This is a genomic window from Massilia aurea, from assembly GCF_040790145.1.
Lineage (GTDB): Bacteria > Pseudomonadota > Gammaproteobacteria > Burkholderiales > Burkholderiaceae_D > Telluria > Telluria aurea_C.
In genome coordinates, this window is record NZ_JBFMMP010000025.1 from 14530 (window position 1) to 39061 (window position 24532).

Consider the following 24532-nt stretch of genomic DNA (forward strand, 5'->3'; position numbering starts at 1 on the left):
CTTAAAATTTTGTCTTTGGCAACAACTTAGGCAGAGCTGCCGCCGCGTTTCGTCAACGATGCAATCCCTGTCCAGCGCCACATCCTCGCCTGCCAGATTTACTCAACCCTGCCAAGTCTTGTCACAACTTGACATACTTTTTCAAACGCAAATGAGTATGATTCTCGTTTAGAAAAACAACGACGACGGCCACCCTGCCATGCACACCACCCCGAGCCGCCCCGCCCCAGCGCAAGCGGCAACCACCGCCCTCACCCGCTATCGCCTGGCAGTCGCCGTGCGCAGCCTGGTCGCCATCTTCGGCGGCTACGCCCTGTCCGCCGCCTGCGCCATCTGGCTCGGCCACCTGCTGCCAGCGCTGGGCATGACGCGTCTCGATGCCGTGCTCACTGCCAGCATGCTTGCCTTTGTCGTGCATGCCTGCGCCGCCATCTGGGTCTTCGCCATCGCCGGCACCTGGCGCGCCGCGATCGGCATCCTGGTCCCGGCCGCCGTACTCGCAGTCGGCGCCTGGGCCTATGGAGGTGCGGCGTGAGAATCGATCACAAACCCGAAGGCATCCGGCAATCGATGTCGTGGCTGCACACCTGGACCGGGATCGTCCTCGGCTGGCTGCTGTACGTGGTCTTCTTCACCGGCACCCTGAGTTATTTCCAGGACGAGATCAGCCTGTGGATGAAGCCTGAACTTCACCGCTCGGTGCCGACCGGTGACGTCGACCAGACAGTGCAGGCGGCACTGGCCGGCATGCAGACGCTGGCGCCAAACGCCACGGTCTGGACGCTGAACTTGCCTACCGAGCGCCGCACGACGGTGGCGGCAAGCTGGCGCGAACCGGGTTCGGAGAACGCGGGCCGGGCCGGCACCAAACGCGCCGAGCTCGATGCCGCCACCGGCGAGCAAATCACGCCGCGAGAGACGCGCGGCGGCGGGTTCCTGTACCGCTTCCACTTCGAGCTGCATTCGATGCCACGGGCCGTCAGCCGCTGGATCGTCGGCATCGCCACGATGTTCATGCTGGTCGCGATCATCAGCGGCGTCATCACGCACAAGAAAATCTTCACCGACTTCTTCACGTTCCGGCCACGCAAGGGCCAGCGTTCATGGCTCGACGCGCACAACGTCACCGCCGTGCTGGCCCTGCCCTTCCACGTCATGATCACCTTCAGCGGCCTGCTGCTGTTGATGGGCACCTTGATGGCATGGCCGGTTGACGCCGTGTACCAGGGTGATCGCCAGGCCTACAACGCCGAGCGGCGCGGCGGTGGTGGTGGCGGTGGCGGTGGCGACGGCGCCCCACGGCGCGGCGCGCGCCAGATGGCCGAGGCCCAGCCGGTCGACCTGGCGGCGGCAATCGTGCCGATGCTGGCCCAGGCCAGAACCCAGTGGCCCGGCCGCACGGTCGGCACGGTCACCATCAACAAACCGGGCAAACCCGGCGCCACGGTCGAACTGCGCGAGCATGGCAGCGAAAGCCTGCTGTCGCGCGGCGCTGCCCGCCGCCTGCGCTTCGATGCCGCCACCGGCACGCTGCGCGAGCAGCCGGCGCCAGCAGCGCAGTCGGCGGCCAACGCCATCTACAACGTCGTCGTGGTCGCCCACCTTGGCGACTTCGCCGGCCCGACCGTGCGCTGGCTGTTGTTCCTGTCGGGCGTGGCCGGCACGGCCATGGTCGGCACGGGCCTTGTGCTGTGGGTGGTCAAGCGCCTGCCCGAACGGCGCAAGCTCGGTCGCACACCGTGGGGCCACCACCTGGTCGAAAAGAGCAATATCGCCGTCATCACGGGCCTGGCCCTGGCCACCGCCGGCTACTTCTGGCTGAACCGGCTGCTGTCGGCCAACATGGCCGGGCGCACCGACTGGGAAATCAACGGTTTCTTCATTGTCTGGCTCGCGAGCCTCGTGCACGCCGTGCTGCGGCCCGCGCGTGCGGCCTGGATCGAACAGAGTATCGCAGCAGCCGTGCTGTTCGCCCTGCTGCCGCTGCTCAACCCACTGACCGGCGGGCACGGCCTGGTGAGCAGCCTGGTCCTGGGCCAGTTGAGTATTGCCGGCTTCGACCTGGCCATGCTGGCCCTGGCGTCGATCTTCGCCACGATCGCCGCGCACCTGATCGCCAAGGCACGCAAGACCGCAGCACCGGCGCGTCCGGCACACGCCGCCCCTTCTGTACCGGTGACGCCATGATGACCTTTCTCATATTCGGCCTGTGCTACCTGGCCATGACCATGATCAGCGCCACGATGTCGCGGCACCAGGACCAGCTCCTTGCCAGTGTTCCGGCGCCCCGGCTGGTGCATGGCCTGCGCTACGGAGGCTGGCTTGTGCTGGCCATGGCGCTGGCGCCGGCAGTGGGCACGTGGGGCGTCTCGGTGGGCATCGCAGCCTGGCTCGGGCTGCTCACCTTCGCCTGCCTCGCGCTGGCCGTGCAACTGACGTATCGCCCGCGCAGCATCTGGCGTTGCAGCCTGGCGCTCATTGCGCTGATTGCCCTCATGCCGCTGGCCTGGCTGCTCCCCGCCACGCTGTCATAACAATATCCAAGTCCTAACCAGAGAGAAACTGATCCATGCACCGTCACGTCCGTACTGCCCCGCAATTTACCCGCACGCCGATCGCCGCCATCATTCCCCTGCTGTTCATGAGCGCGCATGCGCTGGCCCAGCAAACGCCCGATCCGGAACTGGCCACCGTCGTGGTCACTGCCGCGGGCTACGAACAGAATATCCGCGATGCGCCAGCCTCGATCACCGTCATCAGCGCCAAGGAAATCGCCAAGCGCTCGTACACCGACCTGGCCGACGTGCTCAAGTTCGTGCCGGGCGTGACCGTGCAAGGCAGCGGCACCGAGCAATCGATCTCGATTCGCGGCATGGGCAGCGCCTACACGCTGTACCTGATCGACGGCCGGCCGGCGCAGGGCGGCGACACGTTCGAGTACAACGGCCAGGGCACCGGCCAGCAGCTCTCGTTCATGCCGCCACTGGACATGATCGAGCGCGTCGAAGTCATCCGCGGCCCGGCATCGGGCCTGTACGGCTCGGACGCCATGGGCGGCGTGATCAACATCATCACCAAGAAGGTCTCCAACAAGTGGCGCGGCGCCGTGACGGCCGAATACGTGCTGCCCGACAGCGGCAACGACGTCAATGGCGATGCGTACAACACGAGCTTCCTGCTCAATGGTCCGCTGGTGAACGACGTGCTGGGTATCCAGTTGTCGGGTGGCTTTCGCGGCACCGACGAAGGCAGCGCGGTGCAGTTCGGCGACACGTCCACGGGCGACGCCGACTACAAGAATCGCAATCTGGGCGCGAAGATTACCTGGAAGGCCGACGGCAACAATACCGCCACGGTCGGCGCGAGCCGCACCGACACCGACCGTTATCGCAATCCGGGCCGCTCGCTGGCCGCCACGGCAGTCGCCACCTACCAGCCGTCGGTCAAGGACAACGTCTATCTGCAGCACGATGGCCGCTATGGCGACATCACGACCAGCACCTACCTGAACTACGATGCAGCCGAAAACCGCACCAACCGCACCAGCGCGCCAAGCGGCGCCCTGCGCGGGATCGACTTCGAGACGCTCACGCTCAACAGCCAGGGAACATGGCGCCTTGGCGAAGCCCACACGCTCACCGGCGGCTTCACCTACAAGGATGAAACGCTGAAGGACGGCGCGACCAGTGCCCTGAACGTGTTCAACACGCCCAACGACGGCTATGTCACCATCGAACGCTCGCAGTATTCCGTGTTCGTCGAGGATGAATGGCGCCTGATCGATGGCCTGGCCCTGAGCGGCAGCGCGCGCTATGACCGTAACGACCAGTATGGCGGCCACTGGAGTCCGAAGCTGTACCTGGTCTACCGCGCCAGCGAGGCCCTGACCCTCAAGGGCGGCGCCATCACCGGCTACAAGGCGCCATCGCTGCGCAACTCGGCCCCGGATTTCTCGTCGTCGTCGATGGGCGGCGTGAGCATCGGGAATCCGAACCTGAAGCCGGAAACCAGCGTGAGCTACGAGTTCGGCGTGGACTACGACCGCGCCGACCTGGGCCTGAAGACCAGCGCGGTCGCCTACCAGACCGACTTCGACGACAAGATCGTGCGCTCGCCCGACTTTTTGTGCCGCCCGAACATCGAATGCACCTACAACGGCAATCTGTATCCGGCGCACCAGTACGGGTACAAAGAGACGATCAACGTCAACAAGGCGCGCGTGCGCGGTGTGGAACTGGCGCTGGACTACAGCTTCACCAAAGACCTGACGCTGCGCTCGAACTACACGCTGACCGATTCCGAACAGCTGACCGGCGCCAACAAGGGCAGTCCGCTCAACGACCAGGCCAAGCATGGCGCCAACCTGGGCCTGAACTACGATCTGTCCAGACGCACGAACTTCTGGGGCCAGGCGGCCTACGTGGGCCAGTTCATCAGCACCGACCTGGTAACCGCCACGTCCACCTCGCAAAGTTATACATTGGTGGACATGGGTGTCGTGCACCGGCCAAGCCGCAACGTGACGCTCAAGCTCGGCGTCTACAACCTGGCCGACAAGCAGGTCGGCAACAGCTCGAACGGCTACATCGACGGGCGCCGCTATTCGGCCGCCGTCGCCTACACGTTCTAAGCACCGGCAACCAACCCAGCCAGAGCGCCCCTATCCATGCACAAACAGAATGGCTACGTCATGGATAGCGTGTATCCATCGTATTTTTACCCGGATACACAGCCGCTCTGGCTGTCGACCATCGCCCGCCTGCACGGCCTTCACGGCCCCGATCTCGACGCGCCGTACCGCTACTGCGAACTTGGCTGTGGCACGGGCTTCAACATCATCGTCGCGGCGGCCCTGAATCCGGCCGGGCATTTCACCGGGGTCGATTTCAATCCGCGCCACATCGCGCTTGCCAGTGCGCTGGCGCGCGATATGGGCGTGACGAATATCGAATTCATCTGCTGTGATTTCCAGCAGTTCGTGCAACACAGGACGCCGCAGTTCGACTTCATGAACTGTCACGGCGTCTGGTCCTGGGTCGCGCCCGCCAGCCAGCGCAACATCCTCGAAATCGTCGCCCGGCACCTCATACCCAAAGGCCTGTTCTGCCTGCACTATATGTGCCATCCTGGGTCGACGCCGATGCTGCCGGTGCAGCACCTGTTGCGCGGCCTGATCGGGCCAGCCAGTACAGATTCAGGCGTTGCAGTCGCGCGCGCGCTCGATGCCGTCGACCATCTGCTGGCGATCGGGTATGCCGATGACCAGCCGCGCCTGCAAGAACGCTTGCGCGGCCTGCGCGGCGCTGGCACAGACAACCTCGCCCACGATCTGCTGAGCGACTTCTGGAGCGTGCAGCATGCCGGCGACGTCCACCGGCTGGCGGCGCAGGCGAGCCTGTCGTTCGTCGGTTCGGCCGACATGTTCTACAACCTGGACCCGGCCTTCTGCATTCCGCCTGAAATGCAGCCGCTGCTGAAACAGAATCCCTCGCCAGCCTTTGCCGAGACCCTGAAGGACATGGCCAGCGGGCGCCCGCACCGGGCCGACGTGTTCCAGAAAAATGCCGCCCGCCCGAGCGGGCAAGCATATTGGGACGCATTGAACGCGCTCACCTTCAGGCGCGATCCACGGCGCCCGGATCCCGACCTGCACGACATCGCCACGCCGTTCGGACCGATCGACGTGGCGGATGACGGGTTCCTGCGCATCCTCGCGCTGGCCAACCGACAATCCACGTTCACCTTCAGGGAACTGGGCTTGCGCCCGGCGGCGCCTGCCGCCGTCAACCAGGCGGTCCAGGCCATCACGATCATGCTGCATGCCGGCCTGATTCATCCCGCGCAGAACGACCGGTCGAAGGCCGACGCGGCATCGATCGCCGCCATCAACCGCTTGCTCACCGCGCGCAAGGTCGGCCTGCAACTCGAGCCGGATACGGCCACTGGCCGGTTTTCGGGATAGGTCAGCCCGACAAATCCTGCAGCTTGCCCAGACAGCGCCGCTGGAACCCGTTCAGGCCCTGCGTGATCAGCGGGTCGTCCGCACCGATCACGTTCGCATCGAGCAGCAGGCGCAGTTTGGCGATGCGATCGCCCTGCGCCAGCGCCTGGGCCAGATTCGGGCCATCGCTCTCGCCCGCCTGCGCGATCGCCTCGACGACGTCGGGCGGAAAGTCCCAGTGGCTGGCAATCACCGACGACAGCGCGCGGCTGGCGGCAAAGAAAGCAAGGCCGAATTCGCTGGAACCGGGCACCTTGCCGCCACAGATGCGATCGGCCACCTGAAACGCCACCTGCAATCCCAGGTTCTGCATCAGGCCAGCCAGATAGGCTTCGAACACGCCGGCCGACAGCCCCGGCGCCATCACGCTGGCAGCAAAAGCGCTGCGCTCGGCATGCTTCCAGACGACCGGCGCGACCTGACGCGCCACGCCCTGCACCGTCACGCGCAGCAGCGGCCGGAAAGCGATCCGCGCGAGCAGCATGCGCAGGCCGTTCAGGCCCAGCATGGTCACGGCGCCTTCGAGGGTTTCAATGGGCGTCAGCGGGCGGTAATAGGCGCTGTTCGCTTCGCGGATCACTTCGGCGACCAGCACCAGGTCGCGCCCTACCTGGGCCGACAATGCGCCGGTCGAGATGTTCTCGTCCGACAGTGCGGTCAATAGCTGCGAGATCAGTTCGGGGATGCGCGGCACGAGACCGGATGCGCAGACGGGATCGGCAGCGAGGGAATTCACTTCGCGCAGGATCTGCGCTTCTTGCTCGGGCGAGGCCGTGGCGCCGCTGCTGGCCGTGAGCCAGCGGTAGTAGGTGGCGTGCACTTCGGCCGCCATGGCCTGGTCGTCCTCGAACGCCAGCGCCACGCCGCCAGGCGCTTCTGCCGCGGTCTGTTTCTCGGTACCGCCCAGCAAGCGGCCAATCCAGTTTTTCATCGCGCCCTGCCCCGTATTCACAAAGTGCCATATTGTAATGCCACAAGGAAACAAAAATGCACGTTGCCGCAACTAAATGCTGTCAATCCGTGTCATCTCACCGATATCGGCTTGGTTCCAGACTAACGCATGATTTTGCTCAACTGTTTGAATTAACCATTGCGAACAAGAATCATTATCATTTAGTATACGCACTAAATGAGAATCATTCTCATTTATAACACTGATCGAGCAGGCCGGCATTGCCGCGCATGCCCGTCAGTGCGTGTGCAACCCATTCAGACTGGATACCATGGCAGCATCCCTTCCCGCCCTGCGACTTCTCCCAGCGCTATTCACCTGCGCCTTCACCGCCCAGGCGTTTGCCGACGACGCCCCCTACGCGCCGCCGGCCGCGCTTGAACCGATCGTCATCACCGGCCAGCGCGACGCCAGGAGCGGCACCGTCACCGTGCTCGGCACGAGCGCCCTGGCGCGTCAGGGCGTCACCGACATGCAGAACATGGCGCGTTATGCGCCGCTGGTCAGCGTGCCGGGCGCCGCCAGCGGCAGCGGCAATGTGTGGGATGGCGCCGGCAACACCGGCTTCAATATCCGCGGCGTCGAAGGCAACCGCGTCGGCCTGGACCTGGACGGCATCGAATTGCCCGAAGCGGCGCCGAAACCGGACGCCTCCACCGTCAACGGCTTCGGTGTCGGCCGCGACTACTTCGATCCCGAGACGTTCCGCTCGGTGACGATCCAGTCGGGCACCGCGCCCGCCGGCGCCGGCGCGCAGGGCCTGGGGGGCAACGTCTCGTTCGTGACGAAGGCGCCCGAAGACTACGTCAGCGATGCCCGCCCCACCTACGCCGACTACAAGTTCGGCTTCAACGGCGCCAACGACATGCGCATGCATGCGCTCACCGGCGCGGCGCAGTCGGGCATGTTCAAGGCGCTGGCGGTGCTGGTGCACCGCGACGGCAAAGAACCCGATTCGCGCGGCAGCACGCCGCTGAACCCGGACGACTGGGATTCGGATGCCCTGCTGGCCAAGCTGTCCTGGACGCCCTGGCTCGGCCACCGCTTCACGGCGACGGTCGACAGCTACCGCGCGCAGCACGAGCGTGAATACCTGAACAAGCAGGGCGCGCTGTATCCCGAAGGCGCGCGCCAGGACGGCAAGACCAAACGCGATCGCGTCAGCATCGACCACCTGTACACCGGCAGCGCGCCGTGGTTCGACACGTTGGAAAGCCGCGTCTTCGTGCAGGACAGCGAAGTGCGGGACGTCACCGATGCGCGCTATATCTCGGGCGGCGTGCAAAGCCTGCGCACCATCGCCACCGCCTTTGTCAACCGTAGCGTGGGCTTGACCAGCAATGCAAGCAAGCGCCTGGGCAGCCACACGCTGGCCTATGGCGTGAGCGCCGAACAGGTCGACACGCAGCGTCCCTGGCGCGAAGACCGCATCATCGTCGCCACCGGCGCCCAGCAAGTCACCAACAAGAACCGCATGGCCGACATGGCCTCGCTGAAATTAGCCGCCCACGCACGCGCCGAGATCGCGTTGTCGGATTGGGCCACCATCACGCCGGGCCTGCGCTACAACTGGCGCGAACTCAAGCCGAACGACCTGACCAACTACGCGATCGGCATTCCGGCGGCCAGCCGCGAACTGACGAAAGAGACCGATAGCTACGTCACGCCGAGCCTCGGGTTCACGGCCAACCTGGCGCCAAACCTCGCCGCCTACCTGCAATACAGCCGCGGCACGCGCCTGCCCACGGCCGCCGAGCGCACCGGCACCTACGATTCACTCAGCTACACGGCGGTCGGCAACGCCTACGCCGTGGTCGGCAACCCGAACCTGGCGAAGGAAACCAGCAATGCGTTTGAACTTGGCCTCAAGGGCCAGGTGGCGCGCGGCCTGCGCCTGCACGCGGCGCTGTTCAGCACGCGCTACAAGAACCTGATCGAATACGCGTCGCAGCCGCGCGATCCGGTCAACTACCCGAACATCACGTTCGGCCTGTTCCGCCCCGAGAACGTCGGCGCGGCGCGCACCTGGGGCGGCGAACTCACGGTCGATGCCGATCTGGGCCAGTGGCACCAGGATCTCAGGGGCGCGAAGCTGACGCTGGCCGGCGGTATTGGGCGCAGCAAGGCGCGCAATCTGCGCACCGGCCTTGAGAGCGAGCTGGCCTCGACCCTGCCGAAAAAAGCCAGCATGATTGCGGCCTGGGACGATCCGTTTCAGCGCGGCGGCGCGGCCTTTGCCGTCGTCCACACCCGCGCCAAACAGGCGCAGAATGACGTGATCGGCGGCGTGAACACGCCGTTCTTCGCCATCCCGTCGAACACCGTGATGGACCTGACCGGCTACTGGAACATCAACGAACACGCCTCGATCACGGCCGGCATCTACAACCTGGGCGACAAGAAGTACTGGGACTACGCCTCATCGCGCAGCCTGGTCGCCGCCACCAACGCCGTCACGGCGGCCGACATCGAGCGCCAGGCCCGCCCGGGCCGCTACGCCGCCATCACCTTCAAGCTTGCCTACTGACCGCACAAGGAGCACACCATGTCATTCATTCGCCCCATCCTGGCCGTCGCCATCGCCCTGGCCATCGGTTCGGCGCACGCCGCCGACCCGCTGCTGGAACAATTCAACACGCTCAAGGCGCAGCAACCGCGCCTGCAGGCACGCGACGCCGCGCGCCAACTCAAGGTGTCCGAGGCCGAGCTTCTGGCCACCGGCATCGGCAGCACCGTGGTGCGCCTGAGCGATGCCAGCGACGCACCGCGCGAGATCATGCGCCGCGCCCTCGACCTGGGCCGGGTCATGGCGTTGACGCGCAACGAAAACGGCGTGATCGAAACGACGGGCGTCGCCACCCGCCTCCCGAAAGAGGCCGAAACCGCCAGCCGCGACGAATCCGAACGCGAAGCGCGCAACCTGAACATCGCGGGCGGCTATCTTGGCGGGCCGATCGACCTGCGCTTCCAGTTCGCCCAATGGAAGCACGCGTTCGCCGTGACGGCGCCTGGCCGCGACGGCGCCGTCACCCGCAGCCTGCAGTTCTTCGACGCCAATGGCAACGCGGTGCACAAGCTGTATCTGCGCAATGAGGCCGGCGTTGCCGTGTTCGACAAGCTGGCAGCGGACTTTCGCCATCCGCGCCAGGACGCGCCGCTTGGCGTGACGCCGGCCGCGCCCAAGGCGCCGTCAAAAGCCGACAGCGCCGTCGACCTGGCCGAATTCCAGCTGGCCTGGAAAGAGATGACCGACGTGCACCAGTTCAACCGCATCGTGGCCGAATTCGGATTGACGCGTGAACAGGCGCTGCGCCTGGCGCCGGCGGGCATGGTGCAGAAAGTCACGCCGCAGGCGGTGCGCAAGCTGCTCGAAGATGCGGCCAGACAGCAGGTCGGGATCATGGCGTTTCTCGGCAATGGCGCGCTGATCCAGATCTACAGCGGCAAGGTGAACAAGGTCATGGCGGCCGAGGGCTGGTTCAATGTGCTCGACCCGGATGTCAACCTGCACCTGCGCGAGACTGCGTTCAGGAGCGGCTACGTGGTGCGCCGCGCCAACGTGACGTCGATCGAGTTCTTCGACGACCAGGGCGACCTGGTGGTGACGTTCTTCGGGGTGCGCGAACGGGGCAAGCCGCAGCCGCAGTCGTGGCTCGACCTGGCGGCGGGTCTGCCGAAGGCGTAAGCGCCTGTAGTTACGGCGTTCCCAGTAGTTGTTCCACCTGCCGCAAGCGCTGCGGCAGGTCGCCCGCCAACAAGGTATAGGCGATGCCGCGGTCGGCCAGCGTCTCGAGCAGCATCCGGTGCACCATCTGGCGCACTTCTTCGGATTCGCGCTGCAGGCCGTCCGGCTCCCACGGGCCGTCGGGCGCCGTCACCAGCGTGACGGCGTACGCGTGGCGGGCCGCGAGCTGCGCCAGTTGCTCATCCACCCTGCCCCAGTACACGCGGCTGTACAGCGCCGTCATCAGCGCCGTCGTGTCGCAAAACAGATAGCGCGCCGCGCACGTGGCCGCCGCATCCTCGCGCACCAGTTGCGTACGCGCGATCCCGAACTGGTCTTCCTCGCGCGGCACGCGCGCATTGACGTCCACGAATTCGCGCAGGTATTCCGGCACCCACACGGTGCCATAGCGCCGCGCCAGCGCTTCGGACAAGGTGGACTTGCCCGACGACTCGGCGCCCAGGATGGCGACGCGTGCCACAGGCACCGTCACGCCCGCTTCTCCACGTGCGCCGACCAGGTGCGCAGCCCGGCAACGGCCAGCAGCACGAACACGCCATACAGCACGGCCGTGAGCATCAGGCCCTTGTAGACGTACAGGCCGACGTACAGGATGTCGACGGCGATCCAGATATGCCAGTTCTCGAGCTTCTTGCGCGCCAGGAGCAGCTGGCCCAGCAGGCTGCCGGCGGTAAGGAAGCCGTCGGCGTGCGGCACGTCGGTGTCGGTGAAATGATCGAGGAAGGTCGAGAGCAGCACGAAGCCGGCGAACCAGGCCACGAGCACCCAGGCGCGCATGCCGGGCTTGATGCGCGTGACGACCAGCGGCGCATTGCCGGCGCCGCGCAGCCAGGTGTACCAACCCCAGATCGACGCCACGATGAACACGAACTGCAGCCCCATGTCGCCATACAGGCGCGCGTCGAAGAACACCACGGCGTAGGTGGCCGACGAGGCGATCGAGAACAGCCAGGCCCAGTGCTTCTGGCGGATATTGAGCACCACGGTGGCGACGGCCAGCAGGAACGAGATCAGTTCGAGTGGCGTTGTCGCGAGACCGGCGAGGATGAGGGGTTCGTTCATTCGGTCAAGCAGAAGATTACAGCGAACGCACAAAGAAGTCGTTGGCCTAAAAACCGTCGTTCCCGCGCAGGCGGGAACCTAAGTACTGCGTGCGTTATCGAGACGCTGGCCAACTTGGGTTCCCACCTTCGTGGGAACGACGTGCGTGGTGCAACGACTTACTTCTTCGGATACTTGACCGTCATTTCCCTGAGCAGGTTGTCGGCATGATCGACCTCCTTCATCACCCACAGCATGTAGCGGATATCGACGTGGATGGCGCGCGTGATGGCGGTGTCGAAGTACCAGTCCTTGGTGATCGATTCATAGGTCGAATCGAAGTTCAGGCCCACCAGCTCCCCGCGCCCGTTCATCACGGCCGAGCCCGAATTGCCGCCCGTGGTGTCGGCGCTCGACAGGAAGTTGACTGGCACCGTGCCCAGCGCCTTGTCCTTGAACACGCCGTAGCGCTTGCCCTGGATCGCTTCTTTGAGTGCGGCCGGGACGATGAACGGATCCTTGTCGGTTTCCTTCTCGAGGATGCCTTCCACTGTCGTGAACGGGCCTTTGATCAAGCCGTCGCGCGGCGCGTACGGCGCCACGGTGCCATACGTCACGCGCAGCGTCGAGTTGGCGTCCGGGTAGACCGGCTTGCCCTGCGACGTCTTGAACGCAATCACGGCCGCCATGTACTGCGGGATCACGCGTTCCAGGTTGCCGTCGATGTCGTTGCGGCGGTTTTCCAGCGCCATGCCGGCGTCGTGCAGGCGCACGGCCAGCGCGATGAACGGGTCGTTCGAGGCGCGAAACGCCTGCGGGTCCTTGCCGATCCAGGCCAGGCGCCTGGCGGTATCGGCCAGCTCGCTGCCGCGGTACAGCGCCGGCAATGCCGCCTCGGTCGGCAGCAGCGCATCCAGGCCTTGCGGGCGCACGGCGGCGTCGATGCGCGCGTAGCGGCCCAGCGCCGCCTTGAAGCGCGCCTCGTCCACGCTTGCGACGAACGATTGCTCGAGACGAGTCAGACGGGCCTTGATGAACGACAGGTCGCGCTCCTGGTAGCCGCCTTCGCGCTGCGCGTCGGGCTTCTGGCGCTCGAGCGCCAGGCGATACAGCGTGCGCGCGCTCTTGAGCAGGTCGCTGTGGGTCGCCTCATTCCACGCCGCTTCCTGGCGCTGCAAGGCCATGTCGCGGGCGATCACGGCGTCCAGGTCCGTCAACAGGTTCTGGTTGGCGCCGGCGTGGGCCTGCTGCCAGGTGCGGAACTCGGCGTCCTGCACGTCCTTGATGGCGGCGATGTCCTTGCGCGCGAAGCCGTCCATCAGGCCCTGCGTCTTTTTCAGCACGTTGTTCAGGCTCTTGGCCACGCTCGCATAGCGCACGTCCCAGGCTGGATTGCCCTGGGTCGCGGCGGCGATGGTCGCCAGATCGGCCGTGATGGCGGCTGCCTTGGCCGGGAAATCGACATCGCGCGCGAAGCGGATCTCGCTTGGCAGCTTGTAGCGGCTGGTGCGGCCCGGATAGCCTGCGAGCAGGATCGGATCGCCGTTCTTCAGGCCCTCGGCCGACACCACCAGGAAGTCCTTCGACTTGTACGGGACGTTGTCGGGCGATGGGTCGGCCGGGCGGCCGTCCTTGCCGACATAGGCGCGCAAGAAGGCGTAATCGCCCGTCTGCCGGGGCCACTCGTAGTTGTCGATGTCGCCGCCGAAGTTGCCGATGCGGTCGGACGGCGCGTGCACCAGGCGCACGTCGCGGATCATCAGCTGCTTGATGCGGTAGTACTCCAGGCCGCGGTGGAAAGCCGGCACCGAGCAGCGCGTCGACTTGTCGGTCTCGCACTCGGCGATCAAGGCTTTTACGCGCGCGGCGACCAGCGCATGGCGTTCGCTACCCGACAAGGTGGGGTTCAAGCCGTCCAGCACGCGCCGGGTGACGTTCTCGACTTTCTCGGTCACGTATATCAGCGTGTTCGGGCCGCCCGGCAGTTCTTCGGCGCGGGTCTTGGCCAGGAAGCCGTTCACGATATAGTTCTGTTCCGGGGTCGAATTGCGCTGGATCGCTCCATAGGCACAGTGGTGGTTGGTGACCACCAGGCCATCGGGCGAGACGAACGAGGCCGAGCAGCCGCCGAGCGACACGATGGCGCTCATCGGATGCTTGCCCAGGTCGGCCAGCTTGGCGGCCGGGATGGTGATGCCGATGCGTTTGAGTTCGGATGCGAGCTGCGGCAGCTGGTGCGGTTGCCACTGGCCTTCGTCGGCGAAGGCGGCGGTCGCGGCGCCCAGGAGGGCAACCGGCAAGAAGATCGATTTCAACAAGACAACACCCTGGATGAAAAAAAGCAATGCGGGAGTATATCGCCGTTGTGTAACACGCGTGGCGGATTTGTCGCGACGCAAAGGCTGGTTCGGCCGCGTCAGCATTGCGTCATCTTCGGCTGGCAAGATGTAATATTGTCGTTTTGCAAGATAAGCATTCATAGAGACCAGCAGACATGACGACCGAGACGCCGCTGTACCGACAGAATGTCCTGTATCTGTCTCAGAATTTCTTCATCAAGGACAACCGGGCGGAACTGTTGCTGCATGCGCACAAATACGATTTCGACATCCGCTTCTTCAGCGAGCTGGCGCAGTATGTCGCCGCCGTCGAAGCCGACCATGGCAACAGCCTGTTCGTGATCGACCTGGACGCGCTGCACAATATGCAGGCCGACTTGCAGGATGCGCGCAAGACGCTGATGCTGGGCGAATTACTGGCGCGCCTGCCGGCCGGTCACAGCTACGTGTACCTGCAATCGAGCCGCCAGGGCAGCCGCTTCCTGCTGCAACAGCGGCTGGTCGACAGCAACTGCCTCGCGTACGCCGAAAAGCCGATTGCGAACGATGTGCTGGTCGACAAGCTGTTCAACCTGTTCGTGCAGAACAAGCGCGGCGACGCCGTCACGCTGGTGACGCTCGGGCAGCCTGGCAGCCTGGACGAGGCGGCGCTGCAGGCCCAGCGCATCGACGTCATTCATCATGCCGATCCATCGACGCTGCACCTGCGCGTCAAGGAAGTGCAGCCCGACCTGGTGGTGATTCCCGATAGCGACTACCTGCGGGTGGACGCCCTGGCGCGCGTGCTGCAAAAGAATATCGAGGCCGATCCGGTGCGCGAGGTCGTACTGCTGCAGCGCCGCCCTGACGACGCCCTGGCCCGGCGCGCGCTGGGCGACGGCTTCGACGCGATCCTGCCCGACACCGGATCGGGCATGCTCGAGGCGCAACTGATCAACCGCGCGGCCAAGATCCGGGTCAACAAGGACTTGATCGGCAAGGACCGCGCCACGGGCCTGCTCAACAAGATCGGCCTGCAGCGCAAGACGCAAGCCCTGATCCGCCAGGCCACGCTCGAGAACAAGCCGCTGGCGTTCGGCGTGATCGACATCGACAAGTTCAAGACAATCAACGACACCTGGGGCCACCACTTCGGCGATATCGTCATCAAGCGCCTGTGCCTGTGCCTGGCGCCGCAGATGGGCGAGCGCGATCTGCTCAGCCGCTTCGGCGGCGAAGAGTTCGTGGTGGTGTTCTGGGACTGCACGCTGGCGCAGGCCTGGCCGCGCCTGGACGCGCTGCGCGCCGCCTTTGGCGCCATCGCGTTCCAGGTGGCGCCCGGCGACGAGCGGCGCTTCTCGTTCAGCGGCGGGCTGGCCGCGTTTCCGGCCCAGCGCAGCGAGAACGACTTGTTCCTGAAGGCCGATGCGATGCTGTATACGGCCAAGGAAGGTGGGCGCAACCGGATTTGCCCGGCGCCCTGATGTTGAGGCGGGAGACTCAGGCGGGCGAATCGGCCAGCTTGCCAAGACAGCGCCGCTCGAAGCTGTCCAGGGCATCGGCGACGAGCGTGTCGTCGTCGGCAATCACGCGGGCATCGATCAGCACCCGCAGCTTGGCGATCTGGTCGCCACGCTCGAGCGCCCCTGTCAGTGCCGTGGCGGCAGGCGTGCCGACGCTGCCGATGGCATGCACGACGTCCGGCGGGAATTCCCAGTGCGCGGCGATCGACGCCGACAGGCTGCGGCTGACGGCGAACAGGCGCGCGCCAAACTCGCTGGAACCGGGGATCTTGCCCCCTTCGGTCGCCCGTTCGGCCAGGCGAAACGCCACCAGGAGGCCCAGGTTCTGCATCAGGCCAGCGAGGTAGGCTTCGAACACGCCAGCGCCAAGGCCCGGCGCCATCAGGCTCGAGGCGAGCGCGCACTTCTCGGCCTGGTTCCAGACCTGGGGCGCGGCGCGGCGTGCGAAGCCCCCGTCGGCCATGCGCACCAGTGGCCGGAAGGCGATCCGCGCCAGCAGCATGCGCAAGCCGTTCTGGCCCAGCATCAGGAGCGCGCCATCGAGCGACTTGACCGCCTGCAGCGGGCGGTAGTAAGCGCTGTTGGCTTCGCGGATGACTTCGGCCACCAGCACCATGTCGCGCTCGACCGAACGCGCCAGGTCGCCCTGCGAGACATCGTCGTCGGCCAGGTCGCGCAGCAGTTGCGGGATCAGTTCGGGGATGCGCGGCACCAGCCCGCTGGCGGCGGCCGGGTCGAGCGCCAGCGTGCGCACCAGGTCCAGCAGGTGCTCTTCGACGTCCGCCGTGGCCTGGTAGCCGGCCGATGCGGTCAGCCAGCGGTAATAGGCGGCATCGACCAGGATAGCCAGGTCGCGCGTCGCCGCCTCGTCCTGCGCGGTGTCCACGGGGGCGGCAGGCGCCTTGTCGGCGCCCAGCATACGGTCAATCCATTTTTTCATAGGGTAGGTCAGGCGTCAGGTGCGCCATTGTAATCCCTGGCGCACCTGCAGCATGGCTTGGAAAATTAGTTGACACCCACCGGCGCACCCTCGACCCAGCCGCCGCCAAGCGCCTGGATCAGCGCCACCGCGGCCGTCTGGCGGTCGGCCTGCACCTGCACCAGCTGGCGCCGCGCATTCAGCGCCGTGACCTGCGCCTGCACCACCTCGGTGTAACTCACCTGCCCCGACTTGTAGCGGTTCAGGATCTGCTCTTCGACCAGCCCCGCCGCTTCGGCCGCCTCGACCCGCAGTTGCTGCTGCTGATCGAGCACGCGCGTGGCGGCCAGGCCGTTTTCGACATCGGCGAACGCGGTCAGCACCACCTGGCGGTAGTTCGCCACGGTGGCACGGTGGCGCGCCTCGGCGCCTTCGACGCTGGCGCGCGTGGCGCCGGCATTGAACAGCGTCTGCGCCGCCGACAGGCCGAACGACCAGGCGGCATTCGACAGCGAGAACAGGTCGCCCACGCGGCTCGTGTTGTTGCCGTATGCCGCCGACAGGCCGAAGGTCGGGAAGTACGCCGAGCGCGCGATGCCGATGTCGGCGTTGGCCACGGCCACGTCACGCTCGGCGGCCGCGATGTCGGGCCGGCGCTGCAGCAGCGTCGACGGCACGCCGATCGGCACGTCGGGCACCGACACATGCCACGGCGCCGGCGCCAGCGCAAAGCTCGACGGACTCTGGCCAACCAGCACCGCGATGGCGTGTTCGAGTTCGGCGCGCGAGCGCTCGAGGCTCAGCGCGTCGCTGCGCGCGGTGGCCAGTTGCGTCTGCGCCTGCAGCACGTCGGAACGCGCCGAGACGCCGGCCTCGAAGCGGTTCGACGTGATCTGCAGCACGCGCTCGTAGCCGTCGATGGTGGCGGCGAGCATCTCGGCCTGGGCATCGGTCTGGCGCAGCGAGAAGTAGTTGATCGCCAGCTCGCCCAGGGCCGCCAGGCGCACGCTGGCCAGGTCGGCGGCGCTGGCCTGGGCGCTGGCTTCGGCGGCGTTCACCGCCGTGCGCAGGCGCCCGAACACGTCCGGCTCCCAGCTCGCGCCGATCTGCAGGCGGTAGGCGCTGGTGGCGCTGCGATTGGTGGTACTGGCGCCGCTGCTGTTGCCGCCACCGGCGCGGTCACCCGCCGCGCTCAGGGAGACCACCGGGAACAGCGAGGCGCGCTGCTGCGCCACGATCGCGCGCGCCTGGGCATAGTTGGCCACGGCAACGGCGATGTTCTGGTTGGCCGCTTCCACCTGGCGGCTGAGGCGATCGAGCTCCGGGTCTTCGAACAACATCCACCAGGGGCCGCGATCGAGCGCGTCGGCAGGTGTTGCGGGCGCCCAGCCGGGCAGCAGCGCGTTGGCGCCCTTGTACGATTCAGGGAGCGGCCCGGCGGGCAGCGCCGCAGGCCGTTCGTAGACGGGGCCGATGGCGCAGCCGCCCAGGCCGAGGGCCATGGCGAGAATGGTCAAACGCAGAGGTGTTGAAATTTGCATGGGCATCAATGTTTGGCGAGCGATGGACCGGCCCCCGGCGTCGGATCGACGTCGTGCGGATGGCGGGTCAGCGCGTGTTCATCGGGTTTGCGGGTGCGCAGCTTGTCGAGCAAGACATACACGACCGGCGTGGTAAGCAGCGTCAGGAGCTGGCTCGCGACCAGGCCGCCGATGATGGCGATGCCCAGCGGGCGGCGCAATTCGGAGCCTTCGCCGAAGCCGATGGCCAGCGGCAGCGCGCCCAGCGCGGCGGCCAGTGTCGTCATCAGGATCGGGCGGAAGCGCAGCATGCACGCTTCGCGCACCGCTTCCATCGCGCTGAGTCCCCGGGCGCGCTCGGCTTCGAGGGCGAAGTCGATGATCAGGATCGCGTTCTTCTTCACGATACCGATCAGGAGGAACACGCCGATCAGCGCGATGATCGAGAACTCCATCTTGAACATCAAGAGCGCCAGCACGGCGCCCACGCCGGCCGACGGCAGCGTCGAGAGCACGGTGATCGGGTGGATCAGGCTTTCGTACAAAATGCCCAGCACGATGTAGATGACGACGATGGCGGCCAGGATCAGCAGCGGCTGCTCCTTGCTCGACTCTTGCGCCGCAGCGGCGGTGCCCTGGAAGCTGCCGCGCACATTGGTCGGCATGCCGATGTCGGCCTCGGCCTGGCGCACGGCCGCTTCGCCGTCGGTCAGCGTGAAGTCCTGGTTCAGGTTATACGACACGGTGGTGGCCAGTTCGCCATCCTGATGGCTCACCGAGGTGGGCGTTGCGCTCTCGGCGAAGGTGGCTATCGCCGACAGCGGCACCATGGTGGCGGCGCTGTCGGCCAGCGCCTGCCCGCCCGATGGATCGCGCGCCGCCGTCAGGCTCGAGCTCGACGACGTCGAAGCGCCCGCCGCGCCGGCGGCGGCGGCCGTGCCGGTGCTGGACGAGACCACGTTGCCGGTTCCGGTCGGCCGCGCCGGCACGTACACGTCCTTCAGTGCTTCGGGCGACTGCGCATACTTTTGCGCGACGCCCATCACCACGTGGTACTGGTTCAGCTCATCGTAGATGTTGGCGACCTGGCGCTGGCCGAAGGCGTTGTACAGCGCATTGGTCACGTCGCGCGTGGTGATGCCCATCCGCGCCGCGCTCTCCTTGTCGATCGTGACATAGGTTTCCACGCCGTTTTCGGCCTGGTCGGTATCGACGTCGACCAGCGCCGGCTGCGCCTTCATCGCCTCGGCCAGCTTGCCGGCCCACAGCTTGAGGTCCTCGTCATTGTCGCTCTTGAGCGTGTACTGGTACGTCGAGTTGCTCGAGCGCCCGCCCATGCGCAGGTCTTGCACCGGATTGAGGAAGATCGAGATGCCGGTGACCTTCGCCATTTGCGGACGCAGGCGCGCGATCACGGCCTGCGCCGCCACATCGCGTTCGCTCACGGGTTTCAGGTTGATGAACATGAAGCCGCCGCCCGCGCGCCCGCCGCCGGTGAAGGCCACGACCGTCTCGACCGCCGGATCCCTGCGGATGATCTCGACCAGCTGGTAGATCTTCTTTTGCATCGCTTGCGACGAAATGCTCTGGTCGGCGCGGATGCCGCCGTTCATCTGGCCTGAATCCTGCTGCGGGAAGAAGCCTTTCGGCGCATTGGCGAACAGGTAGATGTTCAGGCCCACCGTAAACAGCAGGATGATCATCACCAGCACCTTGCTGGCCAGCGCCCAGTCGAGCGCGTGTTCATAGACGCGCAGCACGCGCGAGAAACCGCCTTCGGACCAGCGCGCGAGGCGCCCCGGTTTCTTGTCCTTGTCTTCGGGGCGCAGCAGCCAGGCGCACATCATCGGCGTCGTGGTCAGCGAGATCACCAGCGAAATCATCACCGCCGCCGACAGCGTCACGGCGAATTCGCGGAACAGCCGGCCCACCTGCCCGCCCATGAACAGCAGCGGGATGAACACCGCCACCAGCGACAGCGAAATCGACAGCACGGTAAAGCCCACTTCGCGCGCACCGAGCAGGGCGGCCGACATGCGGTCCATGCCGTTCTCGATATGGCGCGCCGTGTTTTCCAGCACCACGATGGCATCGTCGACGACAAAGCCGGCGGCCACCGTCAGCGCCATCAGCGACAGGTTGTTGAGCGAGAAGCCCAGCGCGTACATGACGCCGAAGGTGCCCAGCAGCGACACGACCGTGGCCACCGCCGGGATCACCGTCGCGCGCAGGCTGCGCAGGAACACGCTGACGACCGCTACCACCAGCACGATCGACAGCACGAGGGTGAATTCGATCTCGTGCAGCGACGCGCGGATCGAGTTGGTGCGGTCCGACGCGATCGCCAGCTTGATATCGCCCGGCAGCTGCGCCTGCAGCGACGGCAGCAGGTCGCGGATGCCGTCCACGGTCTCGATGACGTTCGCCTCGGGCTGGCGCGTGACGAGCACGATCACGGCCGGCTGGCCATTGAACAGGCCCAGCGTGTAGATGTTCTCGGGGCCATCGAATACGGTCGCCACGTCCGACAGGCGCACGGCGGCGCCATTGCGCCAGGCGACCACGAGATCCTTGTAATCGGCGGCGCTGCGGCCATCGCCGCCGGCCGGCTGCGAGTAGATTTGCAGCCGGTTGCCGCTGCTTTCGATCTCGCCTTTCGGGCGATTGGGGTTGGTGGCCTGGATCGCAGCGCGCACGTCTTCGGCCGAGACGCCATAGCGATTCAGCGAATACGGCACCAGCTCCACGCGCACGGCCGGCAGCGAGCCGCCGCCGATCTCCACTTCGCCGACGCCCTTGACCTGGGCCAGGCGCTGCTGCACCAGGTTAGAGACCGATTCGAAGATCTCGGCCGGCGCCTTGGTGTCGGACGTCAGTGCCAGGATCAGTACCGGCGCATCTGACGGGTTGGCCTTGCGATAGGTAGGATTGCTGCGCAGCGTGGCCGGCAGGTCGGCGCGCGAGGCGCTGATCGCCGCCTGCACTTCGCGCGCGGCGGAATCGATCTGGCGATTCAGTTCGAACTGCAGGTTGATGCGCGCCGACCCGGTGCTGCTGCTCGACGTCATTTCATTGACGCCGGCAATGGCCCCGAGACGCCGCTCCAGCGGCGTGGCCACGCTCGATGCCATCGTATCGGGACTGGCGCCGGGGAGCGACGCCGACACCGAGATGGTCGGATAGTCGACCTGCGGCAGCGGCGCCACCGGCAGAACGAAGTACGCGGCGATGCCGGCCAGCGCGATACCGATGGTCAGCAGCACCGTGGCGATCGGCCGCTCGACGAAGGGGCGCGACAGGTTCATGCGCCGGCTCCCTCGGTTTTATGGGGCGCCTTACCCATCAGGCGACGCGCGGTGCGGTCGAATGCAAGATAGATCACCGGCGTGGTAAACAGCGTCAGGAGCTGGCTCAGGACCAGGCCGCCGAACATTGCCAGGCCCAGTGGGCGGCGCAGCTCGGCGCCCTCGCCCGTGCCCAGCATCAGCGGCACCGCCGCGAACAGCGCCGCCAGCGTCGTCATCAGGATCGGACGGAAGCGCAGCAAGGCTGCCTGGCGGATCGCGTCCAGTGGCGACTTGCCCTCTTCGCGCTCGGCCTCGATGGCGAAGTCGATCATCATGATGGCGTTCTTCTTGACGATGCCGATCAGGAGGATCATGCCGATGATGCCGATCACGCCCAGCCCCTGGCCGCTGACCCACAGCGCCAGCAGCGCGCCCACGCCGGCCGACGGCAGCGTCGACAGGATGGTCAGCGGGTGGATATAACTTTCGTACAGCACGCCCAGCACGATGTACACGCACACGACAGCCGCCATGATCAGCCACAGCTGGTTCGACAGCGAGGATTCGTAGGCGCCGGACGCGCCCAGGAATGTCAGGCTGACCGAGGCGGGCATGCCGATGTCCACTGAGGCGGCGCGGATCGCGCTGACCGCATCGCCCAGCGAGGCGCCGGTCGCGGTGTCGAAACCCACCGTGGCCGCCGGATACTGCGCCACGTGGATCACTTGCAGCGGCGCCTGGCGTTCGCTGATGGTGGCCACCGCCGACAGGGGCGTCGAGTCGCCCGAGCCGGTGCGCAGTTGCAGCCGCCCCAGCGCGGCAATGGACATCGCCTTGTCCTGCTGCGCTTCGAGGATCACGCGGTATTGGTTGGTCTCGGTGAAGATGGTCGAGACGATGCGCTGGCCGAAGGCGCTGTAGAGCGCATCGTCAATCGACGCAGCCGTGATCGACAGGCGCGATGCAGTGTCGCGGTCGATGTCGATAAAGGCGGCGGCGCCGGTCGCGCCGGCATCGGTGACGGCGGTGCGCAGCTCGGGCAAGGTGCCGATCTTTTGCGTGAGCTTGCGCGCCCACTCGTTCACGAGATCGGTGTCGGCGCCTTCGACCGACAGGCGGTACTGGGTCGGGCCGCTTTCGGCGTCGATCGTCAAATCCTGGGTCGGCTGCAGGAACAACTGCAGGCCGGCGACGTTGGCCACGCGCTCGCGCAGCCGCTGCATGGTGTCAGCCTGGTTGCCGCGATCGGCCTTCAGGTTGATCAGCATGGTGCCGGTATGGAGCATCGTGTTGTTGGCGGCATCGACGCCGACGTACGAGGCCACCGAGGCGACCGATTCGTCGGCCATGATTGCCCGCGCTGCTTCTTGCTGCAGCTTGGCCATATCAGTGTAAGAGATCGACTGGCGTGCCTGCACGCGGGCCTGGAGCTGGCCCGTGTCCTGGGTCGGGAACAGGCCTTTCGGGATGATGATCCACATCACGGCAGTGAGCACCACCGTGGCCAGCGCCACCAGCAAGGTGAGACCCTGGCGCTTCAGCACCCAGCCCAGCATCACGTCGTAGCGTGCAATCACGCGATCGAAGAAGGCCTGGAACTTGACGGCGAAGCGGCTCGGTTTTTCTTGCTCGTGGCTGCGCAGCCAGCGCCCGGCCATCATCGGCACGAGCGTGAGCGAGACCACGCCCGAGATCAGGATCGTGATGGCCAGCGTAACGGCGAATTCACGGAACAGGCGCCCCACCACGTCGCCCATGAACAGCAGCGGAATCAAGACCGCGATCAGCGAAACGGTCAGCGAGATGATGGTAAAACCAATCTGCGTGGCGCCCTTGATCGCGGCGGCCATCGGGGCTTCGCCCTTTTCGATATAGCGCGCGATGTTCTCGATCATGACGATCGCATCGTCGACGACAAAGCCGGTGGCAATCGTCAGCGCCATCAGCGACAGGTTGTTCAGGCTGTACCCAAGCAGGTACATCACGCCGAAGCTGCCGATCAGCGAGATTGGCACGGCCAGGCTGGCGATCACCGTGGCGCGCAGGTCGTGCAGGAAGGCGAAGATCACCAGCACCACCATGATCACGGCCAGCACCAGTTCGATCTGCACGTGCTTGACCGAGGCGCGGATGCCCGTGGTGCGGTCGCTCAGCACGTCCATGCGCAGTGCGGCCGGCAGGCCGGCCTGCAGCTCGGGCAGGCGCGCCTTGATCGCGTCGACCGTGGCGATGACATTCGCGCCCGGCTGGCGCTGCACGTTCAGGATGATGGCCGGCTTCATATTGGCCCAGGCGCCCAGGCGCACGTTCTCGGCGCTGTCGACAACCTTGGCCACTTCGAGCAACTTGACCGGCGCGCCGTTGCGGTAGGCGACGATCAGGTTTTGATAGTCTGGCACCGTGACCAGCTGGTCGTTGGCGTTGATCGCGTACGAGCGCGTCGGGCCGTCGAAGCTACCCTTGGCGCTGTTGGCGTTGGCGGCGGTGATCGCCGTGCGCAGCGTGTCCAGGCCAAGGCCATACGATGCAAGAGCGTCGGTATCGGCCTGGATGCGCACGGCCGGGCGCTGGCCGCCCGACAGCGAGACCTGGCCCACGCCCGAGACCTGGCTGATTTTCAACGCCAGGCGCGTGTTGACGAGGTTCTGGACTTCGGTCAGCGGCAGCGTGTCGGACGTGATCGCGAGGGTCAGCACCGGCGCGTCGGCCGGGTTGACCTTGGCGTAGACCGGCGGCGCCGGCAGGTCGGTCGGCAGCAGCGAGCCGCCAGCATTGATCGCGGCCTGCACTTCCTGCTCGGCCACGTCGAGCGTCTCGCCCAGCGCAAACTGCAGCGTGACCATCGACACGCCGGCGGCGCTGGTGGAACTCATGCGGGTCAGGCCGGCCATCTGGCCGAACTGGCGTTCGAGGGGTGCCGTGACGGTGCGCGCCATGACTTCCGGGCTGGCGCCGGGATACAGCGTTTGCACCTGGATGGTCGGGAAGTCAACCTGCGGCAGCGCGGCGAGCGGCAGGAAGCGGTAGCCGACCAGGCCCGAGAGCACGATCGCCAGCATCAACAGGGCGGTGGCGACCGGACGCTGGATGAAGGGGGTGGAGGGGCTCACGCGGCTCCCCCATGACCGTCGTTCCCGCGCAGGCGGGAACCCAAGTCCGTAAAGCCGCCGATGCTGTGCGCGCTGGTGGCAGCGCATGCACACTTGGGTTCCCGCCTCCGCGGGAA

Annotated in this window: 16 protein-coding genes; 8 read left to right on the plus strand and 8 right to left on the minus strand. The window is 66.1% G+C overall.

What is annotated here, in order from left to right; translation table 11 throughout:
- Positions 1-199 precede the first annotated feature (199 nt).
- The 5 genes from AB2N08_RS21690 to AB2N08_RS21710 are packed head-to-tail and all read left to right on the plus strand — an operon-like array spanning position 200 to position 5962.
- Complete coding sequence (locus tag AB2N08_RS21690) at positions 200-535, plus strand: iron transporter (RefSeq protein WP_367612981.1); 336 nt, start codon at positions 200-202, stop codon at positions 533-535.
- Positions 532-2187, plus strand: a complete 1656-nt coding sequence (locus AB2N08_RS21695) for a PepSY-associated TM helix domain-containing protein (protein ID WP_367612982.1) — start codon at positions 532-534, stop codon at positions 2185-2187. Before AB2N08_RS21690 ends, AB2N08_RS21695 begins: the two co-directional genes overlap by 4 nt.
- Entirely contained in the window at positions 2184-2534 is a 351-nt protein-coding gene (locus tag AB2N08_RS21700) for a DUF3325 domain-containing protein (protein WP_367612983.1), read from the plus strand. The genes AB2N08_RS21695 and AB2N08_RS21700 overlap by 4 nt, the downstream gene beginning before the upstream one ends.
- A 35-nt stretch (positions 2535-2569) precedes the next feature.
- Entirely contained in the window at positions 2570-4630 is a 2061-nt protein-coding gene (locus AB2N08_RS21705) for a TonB-dependent receptor domain-containing protein (protein WP_367612984.1), read from the plus strand.
- A gap of 36 nt (positions 4631-4666) precedes the next feature.
- A complete protein-coding gene (locus tag AB2N08_RS21710; RefSeq protein ID WP_367612985.1) occupies positions 4667-5962 on the plus strand; it encodes a methyltransferase domain-containing protein in 1296 nt (431 codons plus the stop codon).
- A 1-nt stretch (position 5963) separates the two neighbouring features.
- On the opposite strand, the gene AB2N08_RS21715 is transcribed toward AB2N08_RS21710, so the two are convergent.
- Positions 5964-6932: an HDOD domain-containing protein gene (locus AB2N08_RS21715; RefSeq protein WP_367612986.1), complete on the minus strand. Its 969-nt coding sequence runs from the start codon at positions 6930-6932 to the stop codon at positions 5964-5966.
- Positions 6933-7224: 292 nt separating this feature from the next.
- Between AB2N08_RS21715 and AB2N08_RS21720 the strand changes: the two genes are divergently transcribed.
- A complete protein-coding gene (locus tag AB2N08_RS21720; protein ID WP_367612987.1) occupies positions 7225-9480 on the plus strand; it encodes a TonB-dependent receptor domain-containing protein in 2256 nt (751 codons plus the stop codon).
- Between the two features lie 18 nt (positions 9481-9498).
- A complete protein-coding gene (locus tag AB2N08_RS21725) occupies positions 9499-10638 on the plus strand; it encodes a hemin-degrading factor (protein ID WP_367612988.1) in 1140 nt (379 codons plus the stop codon).
- Positions 10639-10648: 10 nt separating this feature from the next.
- Here AB2N08_RS21725 and AB2N08_RS21730 read toward each other — a convergent pair whose 3' ends face one another.
- From AB2N08_RS21730 to AB2N08_RS21740, 3 genes are all read right to left on the minus strand, one after another.
- On the minus strand, positions 10649-11170 hold the full coding sequence (locus tag AB2N08_RS21730; RefSeq protein WP_367612989.1) for an AAA family ATPase: 522 nt from the start codon (positions 11168-11170) through the stop codon (positions 10649-10651).
- On the minus strand, positions 11167-11760 hold the full coding sequence (pnuC, locus tag AB2N08_RS21735; RefSeq protein WP_367612990.1) for a nicotinamide riboside transporter PnuC: 594 nt from the start codon (positions 11758-11760) through the stop codon (positions 11167-11169). Before pnuC ends, AB2N08_RS21730 begins: the two co-directional genes overlap by 4 nt.
- Positions 11761-11918: 158 nt before the next feature.
- Complete coding sequence (locus AB2N08_RS21740) at positions 11919-14057, minus strand: S46 family peptidase (RefSeq protein WP_367612991.1); 2139 nt, start codon at positions 14055-14057, stop codon at positions 11919-11921.
- Positions 14058-14233: 176 nt separating this feature from the next.
- On the opposite strand from AB2N08_RS21740, the gene AB2N08_RS21745 reads away from it, so the two are divergent.
- On the plus strand, positions 14234-15541 hold the full coding sequence (locus AB2N08_RS21745; RefSeq protein WP_367612992.1) for a GGDEF domain-containing protein: 1308 nt from the start codon (positions 14234-14236) through the stop codon (positions 15539-15541).
- A 16-nt stretch (positions 15542-15557) separates the two neighbouring features.
- Here AB2N08_RS21745 and AB2N08_RS21750 read toward each other — a convergent pair whose 3' ends face one another.
- From AB2N08_RS21750 to AB2N08_RS21765, 4 genes are all read right to left on the minus strand, one after another.
- Positions 15558-16520 carry an HDOD domain-containing protein gene (locus AB2N08_RS21750; RefSeq protein WP_367612993.1) on the minus strand — a complete coding sequence of 321 codons (963 nt, stop codon included), beginning with the start codon at positions 16518-16520 and terminating at the stop codon, positions 15558-15560.
- 65 nt (positions 16521-16585) lie between these two features.
- Positions 16586-18040, minus strand: coding sequence for an efflux transporter outer membrane subunit (locus AB2N08_RS21755; protein ID WP_367612994.1), 1455 nt, complete (start codon positions 18038-18040; stop codon positions 16586-16588).
- Between the two features lie 5 nt (positions 18041-18045).
- Complete coding sequence (locus AB2N08_RS21760) at positions 18046-21324, minus strand: efflux RND transporter permease subunit (protein WP_367612995.1); 3279 nt, start codon at positions 21322-21324, stop codon at positions 18046-18048.
- Positions 21321-24416: an efflux RND transporter permease subunit gene (locus AB2N08_RS21765; protein ID WP_367612996.1), complete on the minus strand. Its 3096-nt coding sequence runs from the start codon at positions 24414-24416 to the stop codon at positions 21321-21323. The genes AB2N08_RS21760 and AB2N08_RS21765 overlap by 4 nt, the downstream gene beginning before the upstream one ends.
- Positions 24417-24532 lie beyond the last annotated feature (116 nt).

Coding starts and splice junctions, on each gene's coding strand:
- AB2N08_RS21705 (WP_367612984.1), top strand. CDS start 2,570: ATGCACCGTCACGTCCGTACTGCCCCGCAATTTACCCGCACGCCGATC.
- pnuC (WP_367612990.1), bottom strand. CDS start 11,760: ATGAACGAACCCCTCATCCTCGCCGGTCTCGCGACAACGCCACTCGAA.
- AB2N08_RS21760 (WP_367612995.1), bottom strand. CDS start 21,324: ATGAACCTGTCGCGCCCCTTCGTCGAGCGGCCGATCGCCACGGTGCTG.
- AB2N08_RS21700 (WP_367612983.1), top strand. CDS start 2,184: ATGATGACCTTTCTCATATTCGGCCTGTGCTACCTGGCCATGACCATG.
- AB2N08_RS21755 (WP_367612994.1), bottom strand. CDS start 18,040: ATGCAAATTTCAACACCTCTGCGTTTGACCATTCTCGCCATGGCCCTC.
- AB2N08_RS21710 (WP_367612985.1), top strand. CDS start 4,667: ATGCACAAACAGAATGGCTACGTCATGGATAGCGTGTATCCATCGTAT.
- AB2N08_RS21690 (WP_367612981.1), top strand. CDS start 200: ATGCACACCACCCCGAGCCGCCCCGCCCCAGCGCAAGCGGCAACCACC.
- AB2N08_RS21720 (WP_367612987.1), top strand. CDS start 7,225: ATGGCAGCATCCCTTCCCGCCCTGCGACTTCTCCCAGCGCTATTCACC.
- AB2N08_RS21725 (WP_367612988.1), top strand. CDS start 9,499: ATGTCATTCATTCGCCCCATCCTGGCCGTCGCCATCGCCCTGGCCATC.
- AB2N08_RS21745 (WP_367612992.1), top strand. CDS start 14,234: ATGACGACCGAGACGCCGCTGTACCGACAGAATGTCCTGTATCTGTCT.
- AB2N08_RS21750 (WP_367612993.1), bottom strand. CDS start 16,520: ATGAAAAAATGGATTGACCGTATGCTGGGCGCCGACAAGGCGCCTGCC.
- AB2N08_RS21715 (WP_367612986.1), bottom strand. CDS start 6,932: ATGAAAAACTGGATTGGCCGCTTGCTGGGCGGTACCGAGAAACAGACC.